The organism is Chryseobacterium sp. GW823-FHT05E08, from assembly GCF_058795655.1.
The window spans coordinates 959,694-981,818 of record NZ_JBXAHY010000002.1; the positions used below are offsets into that span (position 1 = coordinate 959,694).

The window sequence follows — 22,125 nt, forward strand, 5'->3', positions numbered from 1 at the left end:
TAAACATCTGTGAAAATCTGTGTAATCCGTGGGAAATAAAAAAACGCCAGAATAATTTCCAGCGTTACTATATTTTAATGATAAACAATATCATAAATTTCATCTTTAACCTCCTTCAAATTCTCAGGAGTATAATTCGATAATAACCAAAGGTCTAGCGGTTTTTTACCTTCACCATAACTTGGCTGCACATACATTTCATCAAGAAGTTTAAAGCCATTTTTCTGATAGAAGGAATAGCGTCTTTTAGCGTCTTCACCTAAATGTTCAGGTTCGATTTCTAAAATAATTCTAGGATAGTTTTCAAATAAATATCCTGTAATATGTGATCCGAATTTCTGACTTCTAAATTCTTCAAACACCTCAAAATGCTCCACAAAAACATAATTACTTAATTCCCACAAAATGAGGTAACCAACTGTTTTTGATTCGTGTAAAACAGAAATTATTTTAACGTTCGAATTTGAAAAAAGGTTTTTAAATTTATTCCAATCTCTTCTTTCATCTTCAGGGAAAGTACTTGAATATGAAGAATAAATTTCTTGGACTCTAAAGTCGTCTGGTGATGTAATCGGTAAAAATTCCATAATTTATAAGTCGAAAACGCTGGGTCTTCTTGTGATAAAAATATCTTTGATCCAAAGGGTAAATGCCAATCCTAAATAGATAAGAAAGAAAAAACCTGCCGTTGCAAAAGTAGAGTAGATAAAGAAAACCCTAAGTTTAGATACAGGAATTCCCAATTTAGCGCCCATTCTCGTAAGAACGCCAAACCATTCTCTTTCCATTTTATGGCGAATATTATCGAACATTTTAGGTTTCTTTTAAAAGTTTAAATCCAATACTGCAATTTAAGCAATTTTTTTCTTCACAGGAATTTTTATAGTGATAAATCAAGCTCTGACTTTCTAAGGCATTTTTAGTTTTTAAACCAAGATTTTTCCATTGATCAATAATTGAATTTTTTTCTGATGAAATGTTTGTATAAAATGCTAAGATCTCATCATTGATTTCTTCATTGTGATATTTATGATAGGTATATTTTAAAGGAAGAATTGTATTCAAAATAATTAATTCAATGAAATCTTTAGTCAAAACTTTAGGTTGATCAACTGGGGAAATTTTCCCAAAATTAAAATGATTATCCCAATATTCTGAAGCTTTTATCTCTTTAAATATTTCAAATAATTCATCAAAACTTTTTGCAAAAATTACTTTTGAAAATAAATGATGCTGATGATAAAGATTCGCCAATTGTGACAAACGAATGGTCGGGAAATTCGGAGGTCTTAATCTTAAAAATTTTGGGCGAAATTTTAATTCTGAAATATTGAATTTAGCTTTAATAAAATCAAATTCTCGTTTCCAAATTTGCATTTGGTTGTCTTTTGGAACTTCTAACCAACCGGCAACCCCGAAGAATAATGCTTCAAGCTGAGTTTCATTTTGCTTGATTTTATTGATGGTCGTGAAGTTGATGCTTTCTGCAATTTGTTTAAAAATAAAAGCATTCACTTTTAAACCAAAAGAGTAGGCGAGGTTATGGAAAAGAACAGCTTCGAAATTATTTTTATGTAATTCTAAACTTTTTTCTATTTCTAAAGATTTTTGCTGAAGTTTTTTAAGAACGTTTTCTTCATGAAAATTGACTGGAATTTTAGTTTGATCAAAAATATTTTCACAAGGAATAAATTGATTTTCGCTCACCAATTTTTCATATTTCCAAAGAATATTTTCATCGATGAAATTTTTCAATTCTAGCGTTGGAATATTTTTATTTTTCAGTTCATCAATATCAGCATCGTTTTGGAAGACGACGTGAAGAATGATGTTTTGATAATTGGGATCTTTAGAATGATTGTGGAAAATCCAATCGGAGGATTTTACGTGAAGTTCGATGTTTCCGGCAAAAATTACGTTGTTGATTTTAATTTTCGCCAATAAAAAATCGGGTCCGGAATCGGTGTTCCATTTGCCGAAATCTAATATTTCAACGGAATTTCCTTCAATATCCTTGAAGTCAAAATGTTTGAAAACCTTAAAGTTCCAAAGATATTGAAGTAGTTTTTCCGTCATGAGTGTCTTACAAATATAGCGGACTGCTATACTTTAGACAACTCCTTTTTAAAATTTTCTATCGTTGTTCTATACATTTCTTCATATATAGGAAGAATGTTTTTCAAATCGAATTTTATAGCCTGTTCTTTCGCGTTTTTCTTCATTTGGGTTAAAAGTTCCTCGTTGCTCAATAATTTGATTGTGTAGTTGCTCATCGCTTCTACATTTCCAATTTCTGCCAAGAAACCTGTCTCTCCCTGAATGTTAACTTCCGGAATTCCACCTGCATTTGAACTGATAACCGGCGTGTTTGCTGCCATTGCTTCCAACGCCGCTAAACCGAAACTTTCCTGCTCAGAAGGCAATAAAAACACGTCTGAAAGCTGAAGAATTCTGTAAAGATCATTCACTTTTCCTAAAAGACGGATTTTCGAAATCAAATCAGGATTTTCTTCTAAAAACTGATTCACTTTTTCCATATCCGGACCTTCTCCGATGATGATCAGTTTAGATTTTACTTTTTTCTGAACATTTTTAAAAATCTGAAGAACCTCTTCCACACGTTTTACAGGACGTAAATTGGATACGTGAATCAATATTTTTTCATCAGGATTTGCAAATTGCGTTCTCTGGCAATCACTTGGTTCATCAAATTCAGAATTATCAATAAAATTGGTAATCACCTGAATCTCTTTTTTAATCTTGAAAAATTGTAGCGTATCTCTTTTTAAACTTTCAGAAACAGAAGTAATCGCGTCTGATTGGTTAATTGAGAATTCTACCGCATGTTTGTAACTTGGATGTTGCCCGACAAGCGTAATATCCGTCCCGTGAAGCGTTGTTACCAATGGAACGTCGTTGTTGTCCTCCTGTAACATTTGCTTAGCCGTAAAAGCCGCATAAGCGTAAGGAATCGCATAATGAGCGTGAAGTAAATCCAATTTATAAAGATTCACGACACGGTAAATCATCGAACTTAACGCGATATCATAAGGCTGATATTGGAAAAGCGGGTAAGTCTGAACATTTACTCTGTGAAAGAAAATATTCGGATTGGTGATGTCTAGTCTTGCGGGAAGCGCGGAACTGATGAAATGTACCTCATAACCTTTATTGGCAAGAGACATTCCAAGTTCTGTAGCTACAATTCCGCTTCCGCCGTATGTTGGATAGCAAAGTATGCCTATTTTCATTAGTTTATTGTTGTTTTTTTGGATGTTGTAAACACTGTTGAACTTACTTTTGTATTGGAAGCGGAAGTTGGATTTAAATCAATTCCCATTCCTGCTTTCAAATTATCATTTACTGAAACAGGAAGTCTGCCCCAGATTTTTGTTTTTCCGTTGAATGCGTTTGCTGTTGCAGTCATTGAATCATCATTATTTTCGTAAGAAACGAGAACGGTTGAAACTTTTGAAATATCGATGTCTTTCAAAGCGTAAGCGCTTCCAAAAACATTTAAAATTACTTTTTGATTTTTCGTTAAATCAGATAAAACTTTTTTAGAAGCTTCTGATATTTTATAAGGTTTGTAAGCTGTTGAATTGTCTTTATGAAAACCAACAATTACAGTAGAATTCTTTGGAATCGAATTAATTTCTCCAGCTTTTTTAATGATAATATTTGAACCTAATTGATTGGCAAATGTTTGATAAGGTGCTTCTTCCAATGGAACATAATATATTTGCTTTCCGTTCAATGGAAGCAGTTTTTTATCGTCTTTTAGTAATGTTAAAGCGTTTGCGTAAAGGTTTTGAACTAAATTTTTATGTGAATCATTATTAAGATCTTGATTAACATTTTCAGGATTTTTTGGAGTGTATTGGGTTAATCCTAAATAATATTTTGTCAATAAAATTTTCTTTACACTTTCTTCAACTCTAGATTGAGGAATTTCTCCGTTGTCAATTGCCTTTTGGATTAGTTTTTTACCGTTAGCTACACCTTGAGAAAATAGCATAATATCATTTCCGGCTTTGAAGGCCATTGCATCTAATTCTCCCGGATTGTATTTGTTGGCTACAGCACCCATATTTAGGGCATCAGTAATGATTAAACCTTTGTAGCCTAGTTTTTCTTTTAATAAACCTGTAATAATATTTTTAGAAACAGAAGCCGGAATTCCTTTTCCTGATTCTAAACTTGGAACGTACAAGTGCGCCACCATTACACCGCCGATTCCTTTATTCATCAACGCTTTGAAAGGTGCTAATTCAATACTGTTTAATCTTTCTAAACTATGAGAAACTACAGGAAGATCAAGATGCGAATCTGTACTCGTATCACCGTGTCCCGGGAAGTGTTTTATTGCAGCAAGAATATTGTTATTTTGAAGTCCGTTCGAATAAGATAATGCCGAATTAATTACATTATCAACCTCAGAACCGAAACTTCTGTTTCCGATGATCGGATTATTTGGATTTGTGTTTACGTCAACAACTGGCGCAAAGTCCCAATTGATGCCCATTCTGTGGCAGTCTTCGGCTATTTTGGCAGACATCTGCTCAATTAAATTTTTATCCTGAATAGCTCCCAAAGTCATTGCCCAAGGGAATTTATGTGCAGCTGCAATTCTTTGGTATAAACCCCATTCTGCATCCATCCCGATCATTAATGGAATTTTAGATTTTTGCTGAAATTCATTAACCAAATTAATTTCTCTCGCCGCATCATCCTGCATCAGAATCAAACCACCGATTTTATCATTTAAAACAATGTTTCTTACCTGATTGATGTGGTTTTCATCTTTATTGGTGTATAAAGCAACAATGAAAAGCTGACCTAATTTTTCATCCTGAGAAAGAGATTTATATGTTGCATCAACCCATTGATTGGCTTTGTTTATGTCTGCTTGGGAAATGTTTTTCGGCTGGTATTGCGCTGTAATTTTTGTGCCAATACATAAGAATACAAAGAGGGAAATATAAACTGCTTTCTTCATGACTTTTTGAATATGAACAAAAATACAATTAAAAAAATGATGAAAACAAAGTTTTTGAGTTTTTTGGTATATGTTTTGAATAAGCCATATCAATAATAAATTAAACTTTTATAAAATGAAAAAATTTCTTCCAATTTTACTATTAGCTTTTGTGAGCTTATTCATATTTAGCTGTGATAATAATGATGATGCTGACAGTGATACTGTTGCTGTAATGAAAGACGCTACAGGCACATTTTCAAGTGGTAATAACTTTACACTTGGATTAGATATTAATATTGAAGGTACAGATGTAGTTTTAGTATATAGAAGAGTAGGGAATGTTTGGCAAATTATACCTAAGACATATTATTTAGATGATGTTCAAAACTTGCCAACAGGTAGAGAGTTAGATTATAATTTCGATTTTACATCTCAGGATGTTGAAATTAGAACTACTGCTAACTTTAATCAGGCAACACAGATGACAGGGACAGAAACAAATCAATATTTAACAAACCAGACATTTAGAATTGTACTTGTTCCTGCTAATGCTGCTGGAAAAGCTTCTAAATCTGCAAGTGTAGATTATAACGATTACAACGCCGTAGTTAAATATTACAATCTTAATGATTCTAATGTTAGCAACACTAAAGTAAATTAAGAATATCTTTTCAATTTTTTATAATTAAAAAGGCTCCGGAAGAAATTCTTTCGGAGCCTTTGCTTTTATTAAGTTTTAATTATCGTTGTCATCCAGAAGATGTCCAAAATAATCTTTCTTTGTTTGTAGGTATTCTTTACTGTTCTCGTTGGCTGGAATCTGTAAAGGTATCCTTGAATTAAGATGAATATTACTTTTCTCTACATGTTTCACCTTTTCAGGATTGTTTGTAAGTAAGTTGATATCTTTTACATCTAGTATATTAAGAATCTCAATGGCTACTTCAAAGTTTCTGTCATCTGCCGGAAGTCCTAGTTTTAGGTTAGCTTCTACGGTGTCAAAACCTTTTTCCTGAAGAGAGTAAGCTTTAAGCTTATTGATGATTCCTATATTTCTCCCTTCCTGTCGAAGGTAAATTATCATTCCTCCATTTTCATGGGTATATTTCATTGCGGCATCAAGTTGCTGCCCGCATTCACATTTTTTTGAATGGAAAACTTCTCCGGTAATACATTCTGAGTGGAAACGTACATTTACAGGCTTAGAAAAGTCTGTGTTTTCGGCAATAATAGCCATGTGAGGCATCCAATCATTTTCATTTTCAGAGAAAGCAATCATTCGGAAACTGCCGTGTTCTGTAGGAACGTTGGCCTCCGCCTGAATTTTAATCATTAAAGCTCAATTGTTGTTTGTTGTTTTAATTTCCTTTTAAGGAATCTTCGATAACGGTGATATTGGTTTTTAATCTTACCAAATATCTGTTAAGTACTTCGTCATCATCTTTGTTAAGATTCTGTCTCAGTTTCTGAATTTTTTTATAAGACTTTTCGAAGCTTTTAATAGATCTGTTTTTTCCTGACACATTGCTTGCATCGATTGCATAAAGATAGTTCTGCAAACTGTATTTCAAGTTTGTAACTTCTTCATTCAAATCTGCATTTTTAAACTTAGGAAAAGTTGAAATTAGGTTAGAGATCTCAGATGCATTTACATTTTCTTTAATGTTGATGTCTATGCTTTTCTTTACTCCTCTATCAGAATCTGAACCTTTGGCTTCGCTATAAAAATTATTAGACAGCGGAGAAAAATTTAATTTTTCCGTTGCGCAGGAAGTTGTTAGAATTATTAGTACTCCGAAAAAAAATAGTCGTTTCATTTTTGCCCCTTTTGATAAAGGATTGGGTTAAGACTATCATCGTTGTACATTTTCATTTGTTTGTACACTTTCATCTTAACGTTACCGTTCTCAATATCAGTAAGCAACTGATTAATAGAAGTAAACAGATCTTCTTTCTGGTCTAGTAGCACATCTAGTTTTGCCTGGCAATTCTGGCGGTGCTCTTCAGAAGCGGATTCTCTGTTGGCCTCTAATGACATGTGATAAACCTTTAATGCAAGAATCGACAATCTGTCTACAGCCCAAGCGGGAGTTTCAGTATTGATTTTTGCATCAGATTTAGGAGTTATATTTTCATACTTTGTAAGAAACCAACTGTCTATAAATTCTACTAAATCAGTTCTTTTCTGATTAGAAGCATCGATAGTTCTCTTTAATTGAAGAGCTTCGGTCGGGTCTATATTTTCATCTCTAATAATATCTTCCAAATGCCATTGAACGGTATCAATCCAGTTCTTTGCATACAAAATTCGTTCCAAACTATCTTTTTCGAACGGGTTATTAATTAGAGTGTTAACGTCATCAAGCACGTGATAATCTTCAATAGAAGTATTAAAGACTTGCCATGCAATCTCTGTAAAGTTCATTAATTCTGTAGAATTTTAGTTGCTGGTAGGATTATTATCAGAAGAAGATTTCTTTTCAGAACCTGGTTTGTCTTCTTCTTTTACCGCATCTTTAAATTCTTTGATACCCGAACCAACACCTCTCATTAATTCCGGAATTTTTTTACCTCCAAAAAGTAACACAAGAAGTACAGCTACGATAAGGATATGTTGCCAAGATAAGGCTAATATTGTTAGTGTTTGCATTGCTTAATTTTTTACAAAGTTAATCTATTTTTTAATAGGAAACCCAACCTAATGGATCAACTGGTGTAGTTCCGCTCCATACCTGGAAATCAAGGGTGTAAGATCCGTCAAAATCCTGACCTACAACACCTACCGGAGTGCCTGCAGAGACCTGTTGTCCCTTAGAAACATTTACACCACCTAAGTTGGAATAGATTGTAAAATAGCTTCCATGTTTGATCATAACGGTTTTTGTACCGTCACTATTAGCCAAGATTGAAGAAACTGTTCCCGGGAATACAGATTTTGCACGTGTACCTGAAGGCACGGATATCTTGATCCCATTATTTTCTTCAACAATATTTTTGAAAACCGGGTGAGGCTGTCTTCCGAATCGGTGGGTAATTTGTCCTTTATCTACAGGGAAACCTAGCCTTCCTCTGTTTTCTGCGAAATTATTTCCTGCAACTGTAGAATTTACTCCAAAGTTGGTCATTACTTTGGTTTCTGCAGCTTTTTTCTCGTCGTCTTTTTTCTTTGTTAGTGCAGCTTCTGCAGCTCTTGCAGCGATCAATTTGTTTGATGCTTCTCTTGCTCTTGCATTGGCTTCTTCCGACGCTTTAGTAGCAGCTATTTTTCTTTCAGCATCTTTTGCATTAGCTTCTGCTCTTGCAGCTTCTTCTGTACGTTTCTTTTCTTCAGCAGCTCGTTTTGCAGCTAATTCTGTTGCTCTTTTGGCTTCTGCTTCTGCCAGCAATCTTTCTTTTTCTAATGCTTCTGCTCTCGCTCTGTTTTCAGCTTCAATTCTAGCCTTTTCTCTTTCTGCAGCGATTTTTGCAAGACGTATTTTTTCAGCTTCTGCTTTTCTTCTTGCTTCTTCTTCAGCTTTTGCGATTCTGATTTCTTCAGCAATAATAGATCTGATTTGTCCTTCAAGAGCTTTAGACTGAGTTTGTTTTTGCTTAAGCTCAACCGTTAACTGAGATTCATTTTTCTTGAATTCTGCAACAAGTTGTTCTTTTTGGGCTCTTTCAGCATTGATTGTAGTTAAATCTTTTTGTTGATTTACTAAAAGCTGCTCTTTATCTTTAATAGATTTTTGTCTTTGCGTAATGGTGTTTTTTATCTTGGCTGCAGCATTTGAAATTTCAGCAGCTTTTTTATCTTGATAATCAGCGTATTGTTTTAAATATTGAACCCTTCTTATTGCTTCTCCCATATTTTTGGCAGAAAGAATAAAAGTTACCTTATTTTGTACTCCCTTATTTTTATAGGCATTTACCAAAACTTCAGCGTAATTCTTTCTGAGAATCGCTAATTCTTTGTTTTGACGGTTAATTTCCAACTGACGAAGGTAAATGTCATCCTCAATAAAACGTTTTTCTTTTTGAGTATTAGTATATACTTTTTCTCTTAAAACTAATTTTTTATTGACGTTGGTAAGGTATGCTATAGAAAGCTTAGATTCGCTTCTGGTTTTAGCTAAATCTGAATTTATTTGTGCAATTTGTTTTTTAAGGTCAGCATTCTGGCTTTGTAATTGCTCTTTTTTTTGCCCATATTGCAATGAGAACAGCAAAATACCTATTAAAAAGCTAAATTTTTTAATCATTTAATTTCAATTTTCTTATAACTGGATGGTACTGAATACGGTGTTTCCATCGGGGAAAAGTCAAATTTCGTATTTTCTAGTAAAATCTGACTGCTTTTTGACCCTTTTATAATTATTTTAACATTTTTAGGTAAACGAATTCCATTATATTCATCCCAATTGCTGTAAGATATTTCTAATTCATCAGGAGATAAAACATCTTTTAAATTTACATTCAATAAATCGTAATTCGTATCATACTGCAAGGTAATTTTATATTCCCGTGTTTTTTCATCAGTGACGATCTTTTGATTTCCATTGGATGTCATTTTAAATCCCTGAGCGTTTTTTGTAAGCGTAAACTGTGAATCACTGATCTTTACAAACGTTCTTCCCATCAATATTTTTTCCAAAGATTTATAATCAATGAAATTGACATTCAATAAGTTGTTAAGATATTCAAAATCTGAATCGATATAAGATTTACTGGTTTTATCTTGCCCTTTTATTCCTTCAGGAGTTGCAATTCCTCGTGCAACAGTAAATAAAAATGCCTGAAGATTCATCCAAACTTTTTTATTGTTTTCAATATAAATGGTAGCGTCAAGAGTCGGGATGAAACTTCCTGTTTCAACATTTACCTTACTGCTGATTTTTATCTGATCAAATTTTGGTGGAATAATTACATGTTCAAAGAATGTAATCTTATCTCTTACAGGTTCATTGGCGTCTTTAGGATTTCCATCGTCTTTTACTACGATAGTGCTGTCTTGTATGTTGTTGCTGTTCTTTTTAGCGGCATTTCTTGTCTTACAGGACGACAAAACGAGAAGCAGTAAAATTAATGGTATCCAGTTTTTCATGTATTTATCTTTTGGATTAAAATAATACTTTGCAATATTAACGCCAAACCACACAAAACATTTTGTGTGGTTTGAAGATATGTTATTTAAATATAATAAATTCTGATCTTATCTAGACAAAAAATCTAAAACAGAATAATCTCCTAAAGAAATCTCTCTTGAAACTCCAAAATACTGAGCAGAATTTCCAATCATAGAATTAGAAAGGTTTCCGTGGTTGATTCTTGTATTTTCCTGAATCAACGAGTTCTCAATATTTGAATTCACAACGATTGTATTATTTCCTAAAGAAACTCCAGGACCTACTTTTGAGTTCGAAATTTTCACATTTTCACCAATAAAACAAGGTTGGATGATCAATGAATTTTCAATAACTGCCGAAGCCGGGTAGGTTGACATTTCTTCAATCTCGTAAGCAAGAATTTTACTGTTTGTTTCTACGGTTGCATTTTTGTTCCCGCAATCCATCCAGTCGTTTACTTTTCCTAGTGAGAATTTTGCACCTTTTGCTCTTAAGTTTTCTAATGCTGTCGTTAATTGATATTCTCCACCGTTTTTAATATCATTATCCATGATATAATTGATCTCGCTCATCAATTTTTCGGCACTGTTAAAATAATAGATACCAATAATAGCTAAGTCTGAAACGAATGTTGTAGGTTTTTCAACAAAATCAGTAATGAAACCGTAGTTGTCTAATTTTACAACACCAAAAGCAGACGGATCTTCTACGCTTTTTACCCAAATTACACCATCTGAGTTTTTATCTAAAACAAAATCTGCACGGAAAAGCGTATCTGCAAAGGCAATCACAACGTCTCCTGTCATGGATTGTTCGGCACATTTGATAGCGTGAGCCGTTCCAAGTGGATCATTCTGATAATAAATGCTTCCTTTTGCACCTAATTTTTCAGCGATATGAAGTAATGATTTTTCGATTTCAGGACCAAAATCTCCGATGATAAAAGCAACTTCTTCAATTTCTTCTCCAGCAACTTTTGCAATATCTTCTACCAATCTTTGAACGATCGGTTTTCCTGCGATAGGAATAAGAGGTTTTGGAACAGTTAATGTATGTGGACGTAATCTGGAACCGCGTCCAGCCATAGGTACTATAATTTTCATTTATATAATTCTAAGTGTTTTATTATTTAAGTATTTTTTATTTGTCGGCTAAAGATAATAATTAAAACTATTGTTATTCGTAATATTTATCAGCTTTAGTGAGTTTGTTTAATTTTTAAAAACAGAATTGATTACTATCAAAAGAGAGACCAATTTTTAGCTTTTTTTGATTCGGGAGAGGATCATATCTTTTTCGGAGTAAAATAAAATTCCAATGAAAATTAAGAATAGTATATTACTCATTAAGATATTATAGTTAAGATATTTCACAATGATAAAACTGAAAACACCAAGTAATATCAGGAAGAAAGACATTTTTTTCATTCTATAAGGTATCGGATAATATTTCTGACCTAATAGATAAGAAACTATCATCATGATGACATAAGCACCAAAAGTAGCCCATGCAGAACCAACCATGCTGTGGAAATATTTTAAGGCTAAAAGGTTCAATGCAATATTGATCCCCGCTCCAAGCCAAGAAATAATCGTTCCAACACTTGTTCTATCTGTTACTTTATACCAAGTCGAAAAGTTATAGTAAATTCCGAAGCAAAGATTAGCTAGGACAATAATTGGGATAATATCTATCGCGATCCAATAAGATTTGTTAGGAATAAAAACGCTTTTTAACCAAGAAATATTCGCAATAATTCCTAGTGCAACAGCGCAGGCAAAAAATGCAAAATATTCAGCAACTTTTGCATACGTTTTTTTAGAATCGCCTTTGTCCATTTGTTTAAAAAAGAAAGGCTCAATACCCATTCTGTAAGCGGTAACAAATAGTGTCATCAAAACGGCTAATTTGTAACAACCGCCATAAGCACCGGCCTCTTCATCTGATATAAGACCTTTTTGAATCGATTTGTCAAAATTCTCATTAACCATAAATGCTAAACCAGCTAACATCAATGGGAATGAATATTTGATCATTCGCCTAAACAAAGAAGTAATGAATTGAAATCTTACCTTTACTATAATCGGAAGCAATAATAAAAACCCTAATGCACTTCCCGCAAGATTACTAAAGAAGGGATAATCTACATTTTGGTCTAGTCCAAAGCTTCTTGAAATACTTTGTGGAATCCAGAAAAATAACGCAGCCGTAAAAATCGCCTGAAAAATCGCTTGAACGATCCTTACTACTGAATATTTTATTGGTTTATTATGAAAACGTAACCAAGCAAAAGGTATCACCAGTAAATTATCAAAAAATGCAATTAAAGCGAACCATTTAATGTATTCAGGATTATCATGATATCCGGCATAATCTGCTAACTGCTGATTAAATAAATAACACAACGCAAGGAAAACAGTAGAGGTTGAAAATAAAAACCAAAAAGAAGTATTGAAAGTTTTTTTCTCATTTCCTTCTTCTGCAGAAAATCTAAAATAAGCTGTTTCAAAACCAAAAGAAAGTATGATGTTCACAAACGAAATCCATGCGTAAAGCTGTGTGAAAGTAGCAAAACCTTCATTGGGAATTTTATAGATCAAAAGTGGATTAAGAATAAATAAAATAATTCTTGGCGCAATTGCACCTACTCCGTATATGATTGTCTGCCCTAATAGTTTCTTATACAATGTCGAAATTTTTTCTGCAAATGTAAATATTTAGAAATAGATTTTTGTGAACGATCTTAAAATTCATTCATAAACCTTAATTTTGCTTTTATGTAGAAGCTAGAAATTAGAGGTTAGAGATTAGTGGTAAAAATTCGTCTAATTTATAACTCAAAACTTTTTCTAACTTCTAATGTCTAACATCTAATTTCTAAAAAAATAAATGAAGACCTTAATCAAAAATGTAAAAATCGTTAACGAAGGCCAGATCTTTGAAGGTGATATTTTAATTGAAAATGATTTAATTTCTAAAATAGATTCCAATATCTCGGAAGAGGCTGATCAAATTATTGAGGGTGAAGGAAAATATCTTTTGCCGGGAGTGATTGATGATCAGGTGCATTTCCGTGATCCGGGACTAACTCATAAAGGTGATATTGAAACCGAATCCAGAGCTGCCATCGCAGGCGGAATTACAAGTTTTATCGATCAGCCAAATACTGTTCCGAATGCCGTTACGCAAGAATTATTAGCTGACAAATACGAAATAGGTTCTCAGAAAGCCTATGCCAATTATGGCTTCATGATGGGTGGAACCAATGATAATCTGGAAGAAGTTTTGAAAACAAATCCCAGAAATGTTCCCGGAATTAAGTTGTTTTTAGGTTCTTCAACGGGAAATATGTTGGTTGATAATCCTGAAACATTAGAAAATATTTTCAGCAATACAAAAATGCTGATCGCTGTTCATTGCGAAGATGAAGCCACAATTAAAGCAAATACTCAAAAATATCTTGATGAATATGGTGAGGATATTCCGGTTAAATTTCATCATTTGATCAGAAGTGAAGAAGCTTGTTATAAATCTTCTTCAAAAGCAATTGAATTAGCACAGAAGACAGGAGCAAGACTTCACGTTTTCCATCTTTCAACTGCAAAAGAAATGGAACTTTTCAGAAATGACATTCCTTTAAAAGATAAAAAAATCACAGCAGAAGTTTGTGTACATCATTTGACGTTCACGAATGAAGATTACGATACAAAAGGAGGATTAATCAAATGGAATCCTGCTGTAAAAACGCAAAAAGACAAAGATGCACTTTGGGAAGCTTTGTTGGATGACAGAATTGATGTGATCGCAACAGATCATGCGCCTCACACTTGGGAAGAAAAGCAAAATGTTTATACAAAATGTCCTTCCGGAGCGCCTTTGGTTCAACATTCTTTGGTTGTGATGTTGGAGAATTATATCAACGGAAAAATTTCTTTAGAGAAAATCGTTGAAAAAATGTCTCACAATCCTGCGATTCTTTTTAGAGTTGAAAAAAGAGGTTTTATAAGAGAAGGGTACAAAGCAGATTTAGTTCTAGTTGATTTAAATGAAAATTGGACAGTTGCCAAAGAAAATATCCTGTATAAATGTGGTTGGAGCCCGTTAGAAGGAACGAATTTCCATTCTAAAGTGACCCAAACTTTTGTTAATGGAAATCTGGTTTACGATAACGGAAAAATTAATGAACAAAAATTCGGAGAGCGATTGCTTTTTGAAGTTCAGGAATAAAAATATCAATAGAAGCGGGCTTTAGCCCGCTTTTTCATTTAATATTCAAATTTGGCTTTAGCCAAAACATAATTTTTGCTCACAAATTTTTAAACACAATCATCTGTGTAAATCTGAGAAATCTGTGGGAGAATTAATTAAAAGACTGCCTAAATTCCAAAGGCGACATATTCGTTTTCTTTTTAAATAGAGTAGAAAAAGACTGCGAATGTTCAAATCCCAATTCATAAGCAATTTCACTTACCGAAAGCTCAGTCGTCGAAAGCTTTTCCTTTGCTTTACTGATTAACTTTTCGTGAATATGCTGTTGTGTATTTTGTCCCGTATGAACTCGCAAAAGATCACTTAAATAATTCGCAGAAAGATTCATCGCCTCGGCAATTTGATGAACCGTTAAAAGACCTTTGTCAGAAGATTCTTTATTAAAATAATCATTCAAAAAAGATTCAAATTTTGTTAGAAGCTGATGACTTCCACTTTTTCGGGTAATAAATTGTCTTTCGTAAAATCGTTTCGAATAATTCAGCAATAATTCAATCTGCGATAAAATAATTTCCTGCGTATGATGGTCGATATGCAGACATTCCTTATCGATTTTATTCATGATTTCAAGCAAATCATTCTCTTCATCTTCAGACAAATGCAAGGCTTCGTTTACGGCATACGAGAAAAATCCATAAGAAGAAATTGTCTTTGCCAGCGAATGTTTCAGCAGAAAATCTTCATGAAAAATCAGTAGATAACCTGTGTTTTCACAATCCATCGTTTGCAAATCCAGATACTGAACCTGATTGGGTGCTGTAAAACTCAAAACACCCTTATCATAATCATAATGTTGCTGACCGTATTTTATTTTTCCCGTGGCATTTCGTTTCAAGGCAACACAATAATATCTGCTTACAAAACCTTTCCAGACATCATCTTCAATAAAAATACTTTCATGAAGATTAATGACACTTACCATCGGATGCTTAGGTTCAGGAAGTGAAAGCAACCTGTGAAATGCCGAAATAGATTGTATCGTGTTCATAATTTTTTAACTTTTTTATCTTTTATGGCGCCTTTTTCCGTCTTCCACTCCCGCTTTTTTGTTCCGCTTCGCTCCACAAAAAGAGCTCCGTTCAAGCCGGGGCGCGATCGTATTGCGTTTTAATATAAACCTCATAGGTTTCAAAAACCTATGAGGTTTGAGCTATTTTTAACAATTAAAGTTACAAATTAATAATCCAAAAGTCCCATTCCGAATTCGTCATATGTTGCTCCGGTGTCTGTACCCAACGGCACAATGCTTTCCAGTTTTTGAAGATCAGCTTCACTTAACACAATTTTACTTGCTTCAATATTTTGTTCTAAGTATTTTCTTCGCTTAGTTCCCGGAATTGGAATAATTCCTTTGCTGATAATCCAAGCTAATGCCAGTTGTGAAGAAGTGATGTCTTTTTCCTTTGCCAGATTTTCAATCGCTTCTACCAATTCAATATTTTTATGGAAATGTTCCCCCTGAAAACGCGGAATTCCTCTTCGGAAATCATTTTCAGGCAAATCATCAATAGAACGGATCTGTCCGGATAAAAATCCTCTTCCTAAAGGTGAATAGGCAACAAAACCGATTCCTAATTCGTTTAAAGTTTTGATTACGCCTTTTTCTTCAACCGTTCTTTCGAAAAGAGAAAATTCACTTTGTACAGCTGTAATTGGATGAACGGCATGCGCTTTTTTTACAGTCTCAGAAGAGACTTCAGACAAACCGATATAACCTATTTTCCCTTCTTTAACCAAATCACTCATCGCTTCTACTGTTTCTTCAACTGGAGTGTTTTTATCGAGACGGTGCATGTAATACAAATCGATATAATCAGTTTTTAGATTTTTAAGAGAACGTTCGACAGATTTTTTTACATAATCTTTAGTTCCGTTAATTTTCCAGGTTACTTGGTCGTTATCATCAATTTCCCATCCGAATTTTGTTGCGATAATATATTGATCTCGATTACCTTCAATAGCTTTTGCGATCAATTGCTCATTTTTGAAAGGACCGTACAAATCTGCTGTATCTAAAAAATTCCCACCTAATTCTAAAGAATGATGAATCGTTGCAATCGCTTCTTTCTCATCGGTTTTACCATACATATCTGCATCACCAAAACCGGTCATTCCCATGCATCCCAAACCGATATTCGGAATGATTAATCCTTGATTTCCTAATTTTACTTTGTCCATATTCTTGTTGTTGATTTTATAGTACAAAATTGGACAGAAATTAAGAATCGGGTGTATGCAAAACCATGATTGTCGTATTCAAATTACGGATTGTATTTTTTTCAATTAAAAAAAATATACACAATCATCTGTGAAAATCCGTGAAATCCGTGGTATAGTTTTATATAATATTTGTTATCCCGCAGGAATCTAAACAATGTAACTAAAGCTATGCTTAGATTCCACGCTCCACTGCGTTCCGCTCTGAATGACAGCTTTGCAGATTTTATTTGTGAAAATTAGTGTAAAATATTAGTGTTATTTGTGTTTAAACAAATCATTTTTTAGCTTTAGAACTCATATAAAAACTCAATTTTCCGCCATTCATAATCTCAGAATGCTTCAATGTAAAGTTTTTTATTTCTTTACCGTTTAATAGAATTTTTTCAATATATACATTTTTCGGACTTTGATTGATCGCTTCAATTTCAAAAGTTTTTCCGTTTTCTAAATTCAGAACGGCATGATCTACAGCTGGACTTCCAATCGCATAGTCTTCCGAACCCGGAGCTAAAGGATAAAAACCAAGTGAACTCAAAATATACCAGGCACTCATTTGTCCGGTATCATCATTTCCGCCTAATCCATCGGGAGTGGCTTTATATTGCATTTCTAAAATTCGTCTGATCTGCGCCTGAGTTTTCCACGGTTGCCCAGCCCAATTGTAAAAATAAGCAACATGATGCGCCGGTTCGTTTCCGTGAACATATCCGCCGATAATTCCTTCTCTTGTAATATCTTCTGTATCTGCAAAAAACTCGTCGGGTAAATGCATTGTGAATAGCTCATCTAATTTTGAAGCGAATTTTTTCTTTCCGCCCATCATTTTAATTAGTTCATCCGGATTTTGAGGAACGAAGAAACTGTAGTTCCAAGAATTTCCTTCAATGAAACCTTGTCCGTGTGTACTCAGTGCATTAAAATCTTTCTTGAAACTTCCATCTGCTAAACGGGGACGCATAAATCCGATGGTTTTATCAAAATTGTTTTTCCAGTTTTCAGAACGTTTGATGAATTGATTGTAAATTTCTGTTTCACCTAAATGTTTCGCCAATTGAGCAATGGCCCAATCATCATACGCATATTCTAAGGTGTTGGAAACAGAAGTTCCACTTTTTTCTGCAGGAATATATCCCAAATCAATATATTGTCCGATACCTTCATAATCTCTTTTGTTGGCTGTTTCTACACAAGCCATTAACGCAGCTTTTGCGTCGCCGTTATAATTTCCTTTAATAATCGCATCGGCAACTACACTCACACTGTGATAACCACTCATACACCAGTTATCATTCGCATAATGAGACCAAATCGGCAACATTTTCATCGAAAATTGATCGTAATGAGCCATCATCGACTTTACCATATCTCCATTTCTTTTGGGTTGAATAATGTTAAAAAATGGATGAAGCGCACGATAAGTATCCCAAATAGAGAATGTTGTATAATTCGTAAAACCTTCTGCTTTGTGAATGTTTTGATCTAAACCTTTATATTCTCCATTGACATCTGTATACGTTGTTGGGTTAATAAAAGTGTGATACATCGCAGTATAGAAATTTGTCTTTTCAGCTTCAGAACCTTTAATGACAATTTTATTTAATTCTTTATTCCAAGTTTCCTGAGTTTGTGCTTTCACCTCATCAAAAGATAAATTACCCACTTCTTTTTCTAAATTTTCTAATGCATTGACTTGACTTACAGGTGAAATTGCTAATTTAACTTCAATAGCTTCATTTTCATTGGTATCAAAATCAAAATACATTTTCAGATTCTTTCCTGCGATCTCTGGAAAGTTTTTAGTCTGGTCAAATTTTCTCCAGAAACCATTGTAAACTTGTTTTCCGTCATAATTTTTCTGACCGTAAGATTTAAAAGGTTTTGAAAATTTCATCGCAAAATAAACCGTTCTAGTTCTTGCCCAACCGTTGGTTTGTCGATAGCCTGTAATGATATTTCCATTTTCAACACGAACATAAGTCCAGACATTTTTACCGTCATAATTATAAATTCCAGCCATCAAATCCAAAATAATATGGGCTTGGTCAGACTTTGGGAATGTGTAGCGATGAACTCCGGCTCTTGTTGTAGCTGTTAATTCTGCTAAAATATTATGATCGTCAAGTTTTACTTTATAATATCCGGCTTCTGCTTTTTCGTTTTGATGAGAAAATCTACTTCTATAACCACTTTCAGGATTTGAAGCAGTTCCGGGATTCAATTGTAATTTTCCAACCGTTGGCATTACGAGGAAATCTCCTAAATCAGAATGTCCTGTTCCGCTAAAATGGGTAGAACTGAAACCTACAATTGTTTTGTCTTCGTAACGATATCCGGCACAATATTTATAGACATCACCGTTGTATTTTCCGTTGAGTTCGTAGGAAATTGTATCTGTTTCTGGACTTAATTGGACTGCTCCAAACGGCGCCGTTGCTCCGGGATAGGTGTGTCCCATTTTTTCAGTTCCAATCAATGGATTTACATATTGATAGAGCTTTTCGAATTGTTGAGCTTTAAGATGTAAACTAAATAATAAAAATAATAGAAAAACAGAAGTTCCCGAATTTTTCATGGATAAGTAAATTTTCGAATGATAAAAGTAATCAAAATCAAAGAATAATTATTTATTTAAAAAAGGTGTTTATTTTAACCACAAAAGAGACAAAAGATTAACACTTTAGTATTTTAAGTTAATTATTAAACCGCTAATAAGAGCACATAAGTTTTTAAAAATCTTTGATTTTTTATTCTTTTGAGTAGCTTTTGTTTTCTAACAATTAAACAATGGTTAAATCTGCAGAGAGCTTTTGTACCTTTTGCGGTTAAATTTTCAATGAATTTAAGATTTAGAGATAAAACAAAAATGTAGTAAATTATTGAAAGGCTATTTTTCAGAAAACCTAAAACCTATTCCGTGTAGATTTTCAATAATTACATTTTGTTCATCAGCCAATAATTTTCGCAATCTTGAAATAAATACATCCAAGCTCCGTCCCATAAAGTAATCGTCATCTCCCCAAATTGCTTTAAGGATATCTTGTCTTTTTACAACGCTGTTTTTATGATTAATAAAATATAATAACAGTTCAGATTCTCTTTGGGTAAGAGTGATTGTACTTAATGAATCTTGTAAAGTATAGTTTCTAGGATCGAAGTCATATTTCCCCACCTTATATTTTGATGGAGTGGTGTTTGTTTTCTTTGAACGTTTTAGAAAAACTTCAATTTTTAGAATGAGCTCTTCAATACTGAAAGGTTTTACCAAATAATCGTCTGCGCCAATTTTTAATCCTTTAATCCTATCTTCTTTCAAAGCTTTTGCTGAAATAAAAATAATGGGAATTTCGGAGTTTTTATCGCGGATGCATTGTGCTAATTCAAACCCGTTGAGCTCGGGCATCATAATATCTAAAAGGCAAATGTCAAAAGTTTTGGTATTGAATGCTTCCAATGCCGATTTTCCATCAGGATAACAATCTATATCATAATAACTCTCCAAGCTATCCTGAATAAGGAAAGCGATTGTATTGTCATCTTCTGCATATAAAATTTTAGATTTTTCCATGGTTTGCGCTGATGTTTTTAAGACGGTAAAAATAGAGTTATCGTAATTCCTTCATCCTTATTGTTTTCAACTGAAATTTTCCAGTTATGTTGCTGAACGATTTTTTTTACGTAAAATAAACCTAATCCAAAACCGTTTACCTCATCACTTTTTTTTGTATTTACTCTGTAAAATTTATCAAAAATATGAGGAATATTTTTAGGCGGAATTCCCATTCCATTATCTTTAAATTTTAAATATAAACCTTTTGAATCTTTAAAAGAAGAAATTATAATAGTAGGTTTCGTTTCGCAGTATTTGATGGAGTTGTCTAAAATGTTATAACTGATGTTTGTAAAGTGAAATTCATCAGCAATGATTGACGTATTACTATCAATTTCTATTTCAACGGAAAGATTTTCATTCTTTTGTTTTATTGTGTCGACAATTTCCTGAATAAACGGCAATAAAACTATTTTCTGAGGTTTTAATGACAGTCCGGAAGCATCATTTTTAGCGATATTCAATATTTTTTCAATATGATTATTAAGCTTATAACCCTGATCGGTAATGATAGAAGTGTAGGTCTGTAGCTTAGGGTTTTCCTTAATGAGTTCTTGCTTTGTGAGCGCTTCTGAAGCCAAAAGTATAGAAGAAAGAGGAGTCTTAAACTCATGTGTCATATTATTGATAAAATCACGCTGCAGCTCAGAGAATTTTTTCTGTTGGATAATAGTATAAATAGAATAAACATATACCAAAAGAATGATAATAAGAGCAAAGGTGAGTACATACCAAAAACGTAATGAACTGATCAGATACGTCGTTTTATCGGGAAAGCGTATAGAAAAATAATAGACTAAATTTTTATGTTTTGGAAATTTAATAGCCATATTTGGACTTTCCTGATGCTTAGAAACATATTTTCCATACATCATTCTATCACTTTGGCAATTGTATAATGCGTAAACATAATCGGTATTTATCTGTAAACGAGTGAATTCTGTTTTCAAATAATATTCCAATACTTCGGGATGAAATTCATTATTAATATTAACCACATAATAGTCGTTGGAAATATTCTGAACCGGATTTTCACTAAAAGAAGTTTTTCCTCCCGACAATTTTTCCACGACTTCGAGTAAAGCAATATTTACGGTTTGGTTAAATTTTTCATCCTCAATATTATAGGCTTGTCTTGTCCATAGAAGTTGGGCTATCAAGATTCCGATAATAGCAACAAAGCCGAGGGTAATAATAATATTGAGTTTCTTTATTTCCATTTAATGAAGCAATATTATCCAAAAATATCTATTAATCTTTTATCATTAACAACTTATTAACAAATGTTTGATAGCGGTTAACATGTTGAAGTAACAATCAGCTTTACATTTGTTATATCAAAAAATAATAATTGTTTTTTATATTTAACTATTAATAAAATTTATACTCATGAAAAATTTAAAAATTACAGCTCTTTTAGCAGTGTTAGCATGCTCACCATTTTATGCAAATGTATTTCCTGCAGAAGGAACTCCTGTTGTGAGAACAATTAAAGCTGATATCACATGGAAATCAGAATCTATTGACGTTGGAAATATTCCTCAGGGAAAACCAAAATTAATCAGATTTGAATTTACAAATACATCTAAAAAGCCAATTGTTATCGAAAATGTAGCACCATCTTGTGGATGTACTACAGCAGATTACACTAAAACTCCAATTCTTCCTGGTAAAAAAGGATTTGTAGAAGCTAGTTTTAATGCTGCAGCTGCAGGCCCATTCATGAAAACGGTTAACGTTACAACAAGCGAAAGTAAAACTCCTAAAACACTTTCGTTTAAAGGAACTGTTACTGCATAATTAATTTAATCTTGTTCAATATAAAAGCAGCCTGATAATTTATTGTCAGGCTGCTTTTGTTTTTTTATTTGAAGCTTTTTCCCGCTTTCCGCACTCGCTATTTTTCAGGGCTTCGGGTTTCGGCGGCGGAGCCGCCGAAACCC

21 protein-coding genes are annotated in these 22,125 nt (G+C 33.3%); 3 read left to right on the forward strand and 18 right to left on the reverse strand.

The window, feature by feature from the left end:
- Window positions 1–74: 74 nt before the first annotated feature.
- Genes AC1Q7L_RS10360 through AC1Q7L_RS10380 form a run of 5 tightly spaced genes read right to left on the reverse strand, consistent with a single transcriptional unit; the run spans window position 75 to window position 4,999 of the window.
- Window positions 75–587 carry a GNAT family N-acetyltransferase gene (locus AC1Q7L_RS10360; RefSeq protein ID WP_410694124.1) on the reverse strand — a complete coding sequence of 171 codons (513 nt, stop codon included), beginning with the start codon at window positions 585–587 and terminating at the stop codon, window positions 75–77.
- Window positions 588–590: 3 nt separating this feature from the next.
- Window positions 591–812, reverse strand: a complete 222-nt coding sequence (locus tag AC1Q7L_RS10365; protein WP_034712816.1) for a PspC family transcriptional regulator — start codon at window positions 810–812, stop codon at window positions 591–593.
- Between the two features lies 1 nt (window position 813).
- Complete coding sequence (locus tag AC1Q7L_RS10370; RefSeq protein WP_492305328.1) at window positions 814–2,076, reverse strand: DUF2851 family protein; 1,263 nt, start codon at window positions 2,074–2,076, stop codon at window positions 814–816.
- Between the two features lie 26 nt (window positions 2,077–2,102).
- Window positions 2,103–3,251 carry an N-acetyl-alpha-D-glucosaminyl L-malate synthase BshA gene (gene bshA / locus AC1Q7L_RS10375; protein ID WP_066752650.1) on the reverse strand — a complete coding sequence of 383 codons (1,149 nt, stop codon included), beginning with the start codon at window positions 3,249–3,251 and terminating at the stop codon, window positions 2,103–2,105.
- Complete coding sequence (locus tag AC1Q7L_RS10380) at window positions 3,251–4,999, reverse strand: glycoside hydrolase family 3 protein (RefSeq protein ID WP_492305329.1); 1,749 nt, start codon at window positions 4,997–4,999, stop codon at window positions 3,251–3,253. The genes bshA and AC1Q7L_RS10380 overlap by 1 nt, the downstream gene beginning before the upstream one ends.
- Before the next feature lie 151 nt (window positions 5,000–5,150).
- On the opposite strand from AC1Q7L_RS10380, the gene AC1Q7L_RS10385 reads away from it, so the two are divergent.
- On the forward strand, window positions 5,151–5,642 hold the full coding sequence (locus tag AC1Q7L_RS10385) for a hypothetical protein (protein ID WP_492305330.1): 492 nt from the start codon (window positions 5,151–5,153) through the stop codon (window positions 5,640–5,642).
- 75 nt (window positions 5,643–5,717) lie between these two features.
- On the opposite strand, the gene ribA is transcribed toward AC1Q7L_RS10385, so the two are convergent.
- The 8 genes from ribA to AC1Q7L_RS10425 all read right to left on the reverse strand — a co-directional run bounded on the left by ribA (window position 5,718) and on the right by AC1Q7L_RS10425 (window position 12,773).
- Window positions 5,718–6,314, reverse strand: coding sequence for a GTP cyclohydrolase II (gene ribA, locus AC1Q7L_RS10390; protein ID WP_410694128.1), 597 nt, complete (start codon window positions 6,312–6,314; stop codon window positions 5,718–5,720).
- A gap of 25 nt (window positions 6,315–6,339) precedes the next feature.
- Window positions 6,340–6,798 (reverse strand): hypothetical protein, encoded by a 459-nt coding sequence (locus AC1Q7L_RS10395; RefSeq protein WP_492305331.1) that lies wholly within the window; start codon window positions 6,796–6,798, stop codon window positions 6,340–6,342.
- The gene (locus tag AC1Q7L_RS10400) at window positions 6,795–7,406 is read right to left on the reverse strand and encodes a DUF4254 domain-containing protein (protein ID WP_410694130.1); all 612 of its coding nucleotides are present in this window, start codon (window positions 7,404–7,406) and stop codon (window positions 6,795–6,797) included. The genes AC1Q7L_RS10395 and AC1Q7L_RS10400 overlap by 4 nt, the downstream gene beginning before the upstream one ends.
- A 15-nt stretch (window positions 7,407–7,421) precedes the next feature.
- Entirely contained in the window at window positions 7,422–7,631 is a 210-nt protein-coding gene (locus AC1Q7L_RS10405) for a twin-arginine translocase TatA/TatE family subunit (RefSeq protein WP_492305332.1), read from the reverse strand.
- Window positions 7,632–7,662: 31 nt separating this feature from the next.
- Window positions 7,663–9,222, reverse strand: a complete 1,560-nt coding sequence (locus AC1Q7L_RS10410; RefSeq protein ID WP_410694131.1) for a peptidoglycan DD-metalloendopeptidase family protein — start codon at window positions 9,220–9,222, stop codon at window positions 7,663–7,665.
- Complete coding sequence (lolB1, locus tag AC1Q7L_RS10415) at window positions 9,219–10,064, reverse strand: lipoprotein insertase outer membrane protein LolB1 (protein ID WP_492305333.1); 846 nt, start codon at window positions 10,062–10,064, stop codon at window positions 9,219–9,221. Before lolB1 ends, AC1Q7L_RS10410 begins: the two co-directional genes overlap by 4 nt.
- A 108-nt stretch (window positions 10,065–10,172) precedes the next feature.
- Window positions 10,173–11,189: a sugar phosphate nucleotidyltransferase gene (locus AC1Q7L_RS10420; protein ID WP_492305334.1), complete on the reverse strand. Its 1,017-nt coding sequence runs from the start codon at window positions 11,187–11,189 to the stop codon at window positions 10,173–10,175.
- A 156-nt stretch (window positions 11,190–11,345) separates the two neighbouring features.
- The gene (locus AC1Q7L_RS10425; protein ID WP_492305335.1) at window positions 11,346–12,773 is read right to left on the reverse strand and encodes an oligosaccharide flippase family protein; all 1,428 of its coding nucleotides are present in this window, start codon (window positions 12,771–12,773) and stop codon (window positions 11,346–11,348) included.
- A 202-nt stretch (window positions 12,774–12,975) separates the two neighbouring features.
- Between AC1Q7L_RS10425 and AC1Q7L_RS10430 the strand changes: the two genes are divergently transcribed.
- Window positions 12,976–14,313: a dihydroorotase gene (locus AC1Q7L_RS10430; protein WP_492305336.1), complete on the forward strand. Its 1,338-nt coding sequence runs from the start codon at window positions 12,976–12,978 to the stop codon at window positions 14,311–14,313.
- Window positions 14,314–14,446: 133 nt separating this feature from the next.
- Here AC1Q7L_RS10430 and AC1Q7L_RS10435 read toward each other — a convergent pair whose 3' ends face one another.
- From AC1Q7L_RS10435 to AC1Q7L_RS10455, 5 genes are all read right to left on the reverse strand, one after another.
- A complete protein-coding gene (locus AC1Q7L_RS10435; RefSeq protein ID WP_492305337.1) occupies window positions 14,447–15,343 on the reverse strand; it encodes a helix-turn-helix domain-containing protein in 897 nt (298 codons plus the stop codon).
- 188 nt (window positions 15,344–15,531) lie between these two features.
- Complete coding sequence (locus AC1Q7L_RS10440; protein ID WP_492305338.1) at window positions 15,532–16,533, reverse strand: aldo/keto reductase; 1,002 nt, start codon at window positions 16,531–16,533, stop codon at window positions 15,532–15,534.
- Between the two features lie 316 nt (window positions 16,534–16,849).
- A complete protein-coding gene (locus AC1Q7L_RS10445) occupies window positions 16,850–19,147 on the reverse strand; it encodes a GH92 family glycosyl hydrolase (RefSeq protein ID WP_492305339.1) in 2,298 nt (765 codons plus the stop codon).
- 312 nt (window positions 19,148–19,459) lie between these two features.
- The gene (locus tag AC1Q7L_RS10450; RefSeq protein WP_492305340.1) at window positions 19,460–20,140 is read right to left on the reverse strand and encodes a response regulator transcription factor; all 681 of its coding nucleotides are present in this window, start codon (window positions 20,138–20,140) and stop codon (window positions 19,460–19,462) included.
- A gap of 17 nt (window positions 20,141–20,157) precedes the next feature.
- Window positions 20,158–21,402 (reverse strand): sensor histidine kinase, encoded by a 1,245-nt coding sequence (locus tag AC1Q7L_RS10455; RefSeq protein ID WP_492305341.1) that lies wholly within the window; start codon window positions 21,400–21,402, stop codon window positions 20,158–20,160.
- Window positions 21,403–21,571: 169 nt separating this feature from the next.
- On the opposite strand from AC1Q7L_RS10455, the gene AC1Q7L_RS10460 reads away from it, so the two are divergent.
- On the forward strand, window positions 21,572–21,982 hold the full coding sequence (locus AC1Q7L_RS10460) for a DUF1573 domain-containing protein (protein WP_066752610.1): 411 nt from the start codon (window positions 21,572–21,574) through the stop codon (window positions 21,980–21,982).
- Window positions 21,983–22,125 lie beyond the last annotated feature (143 nt).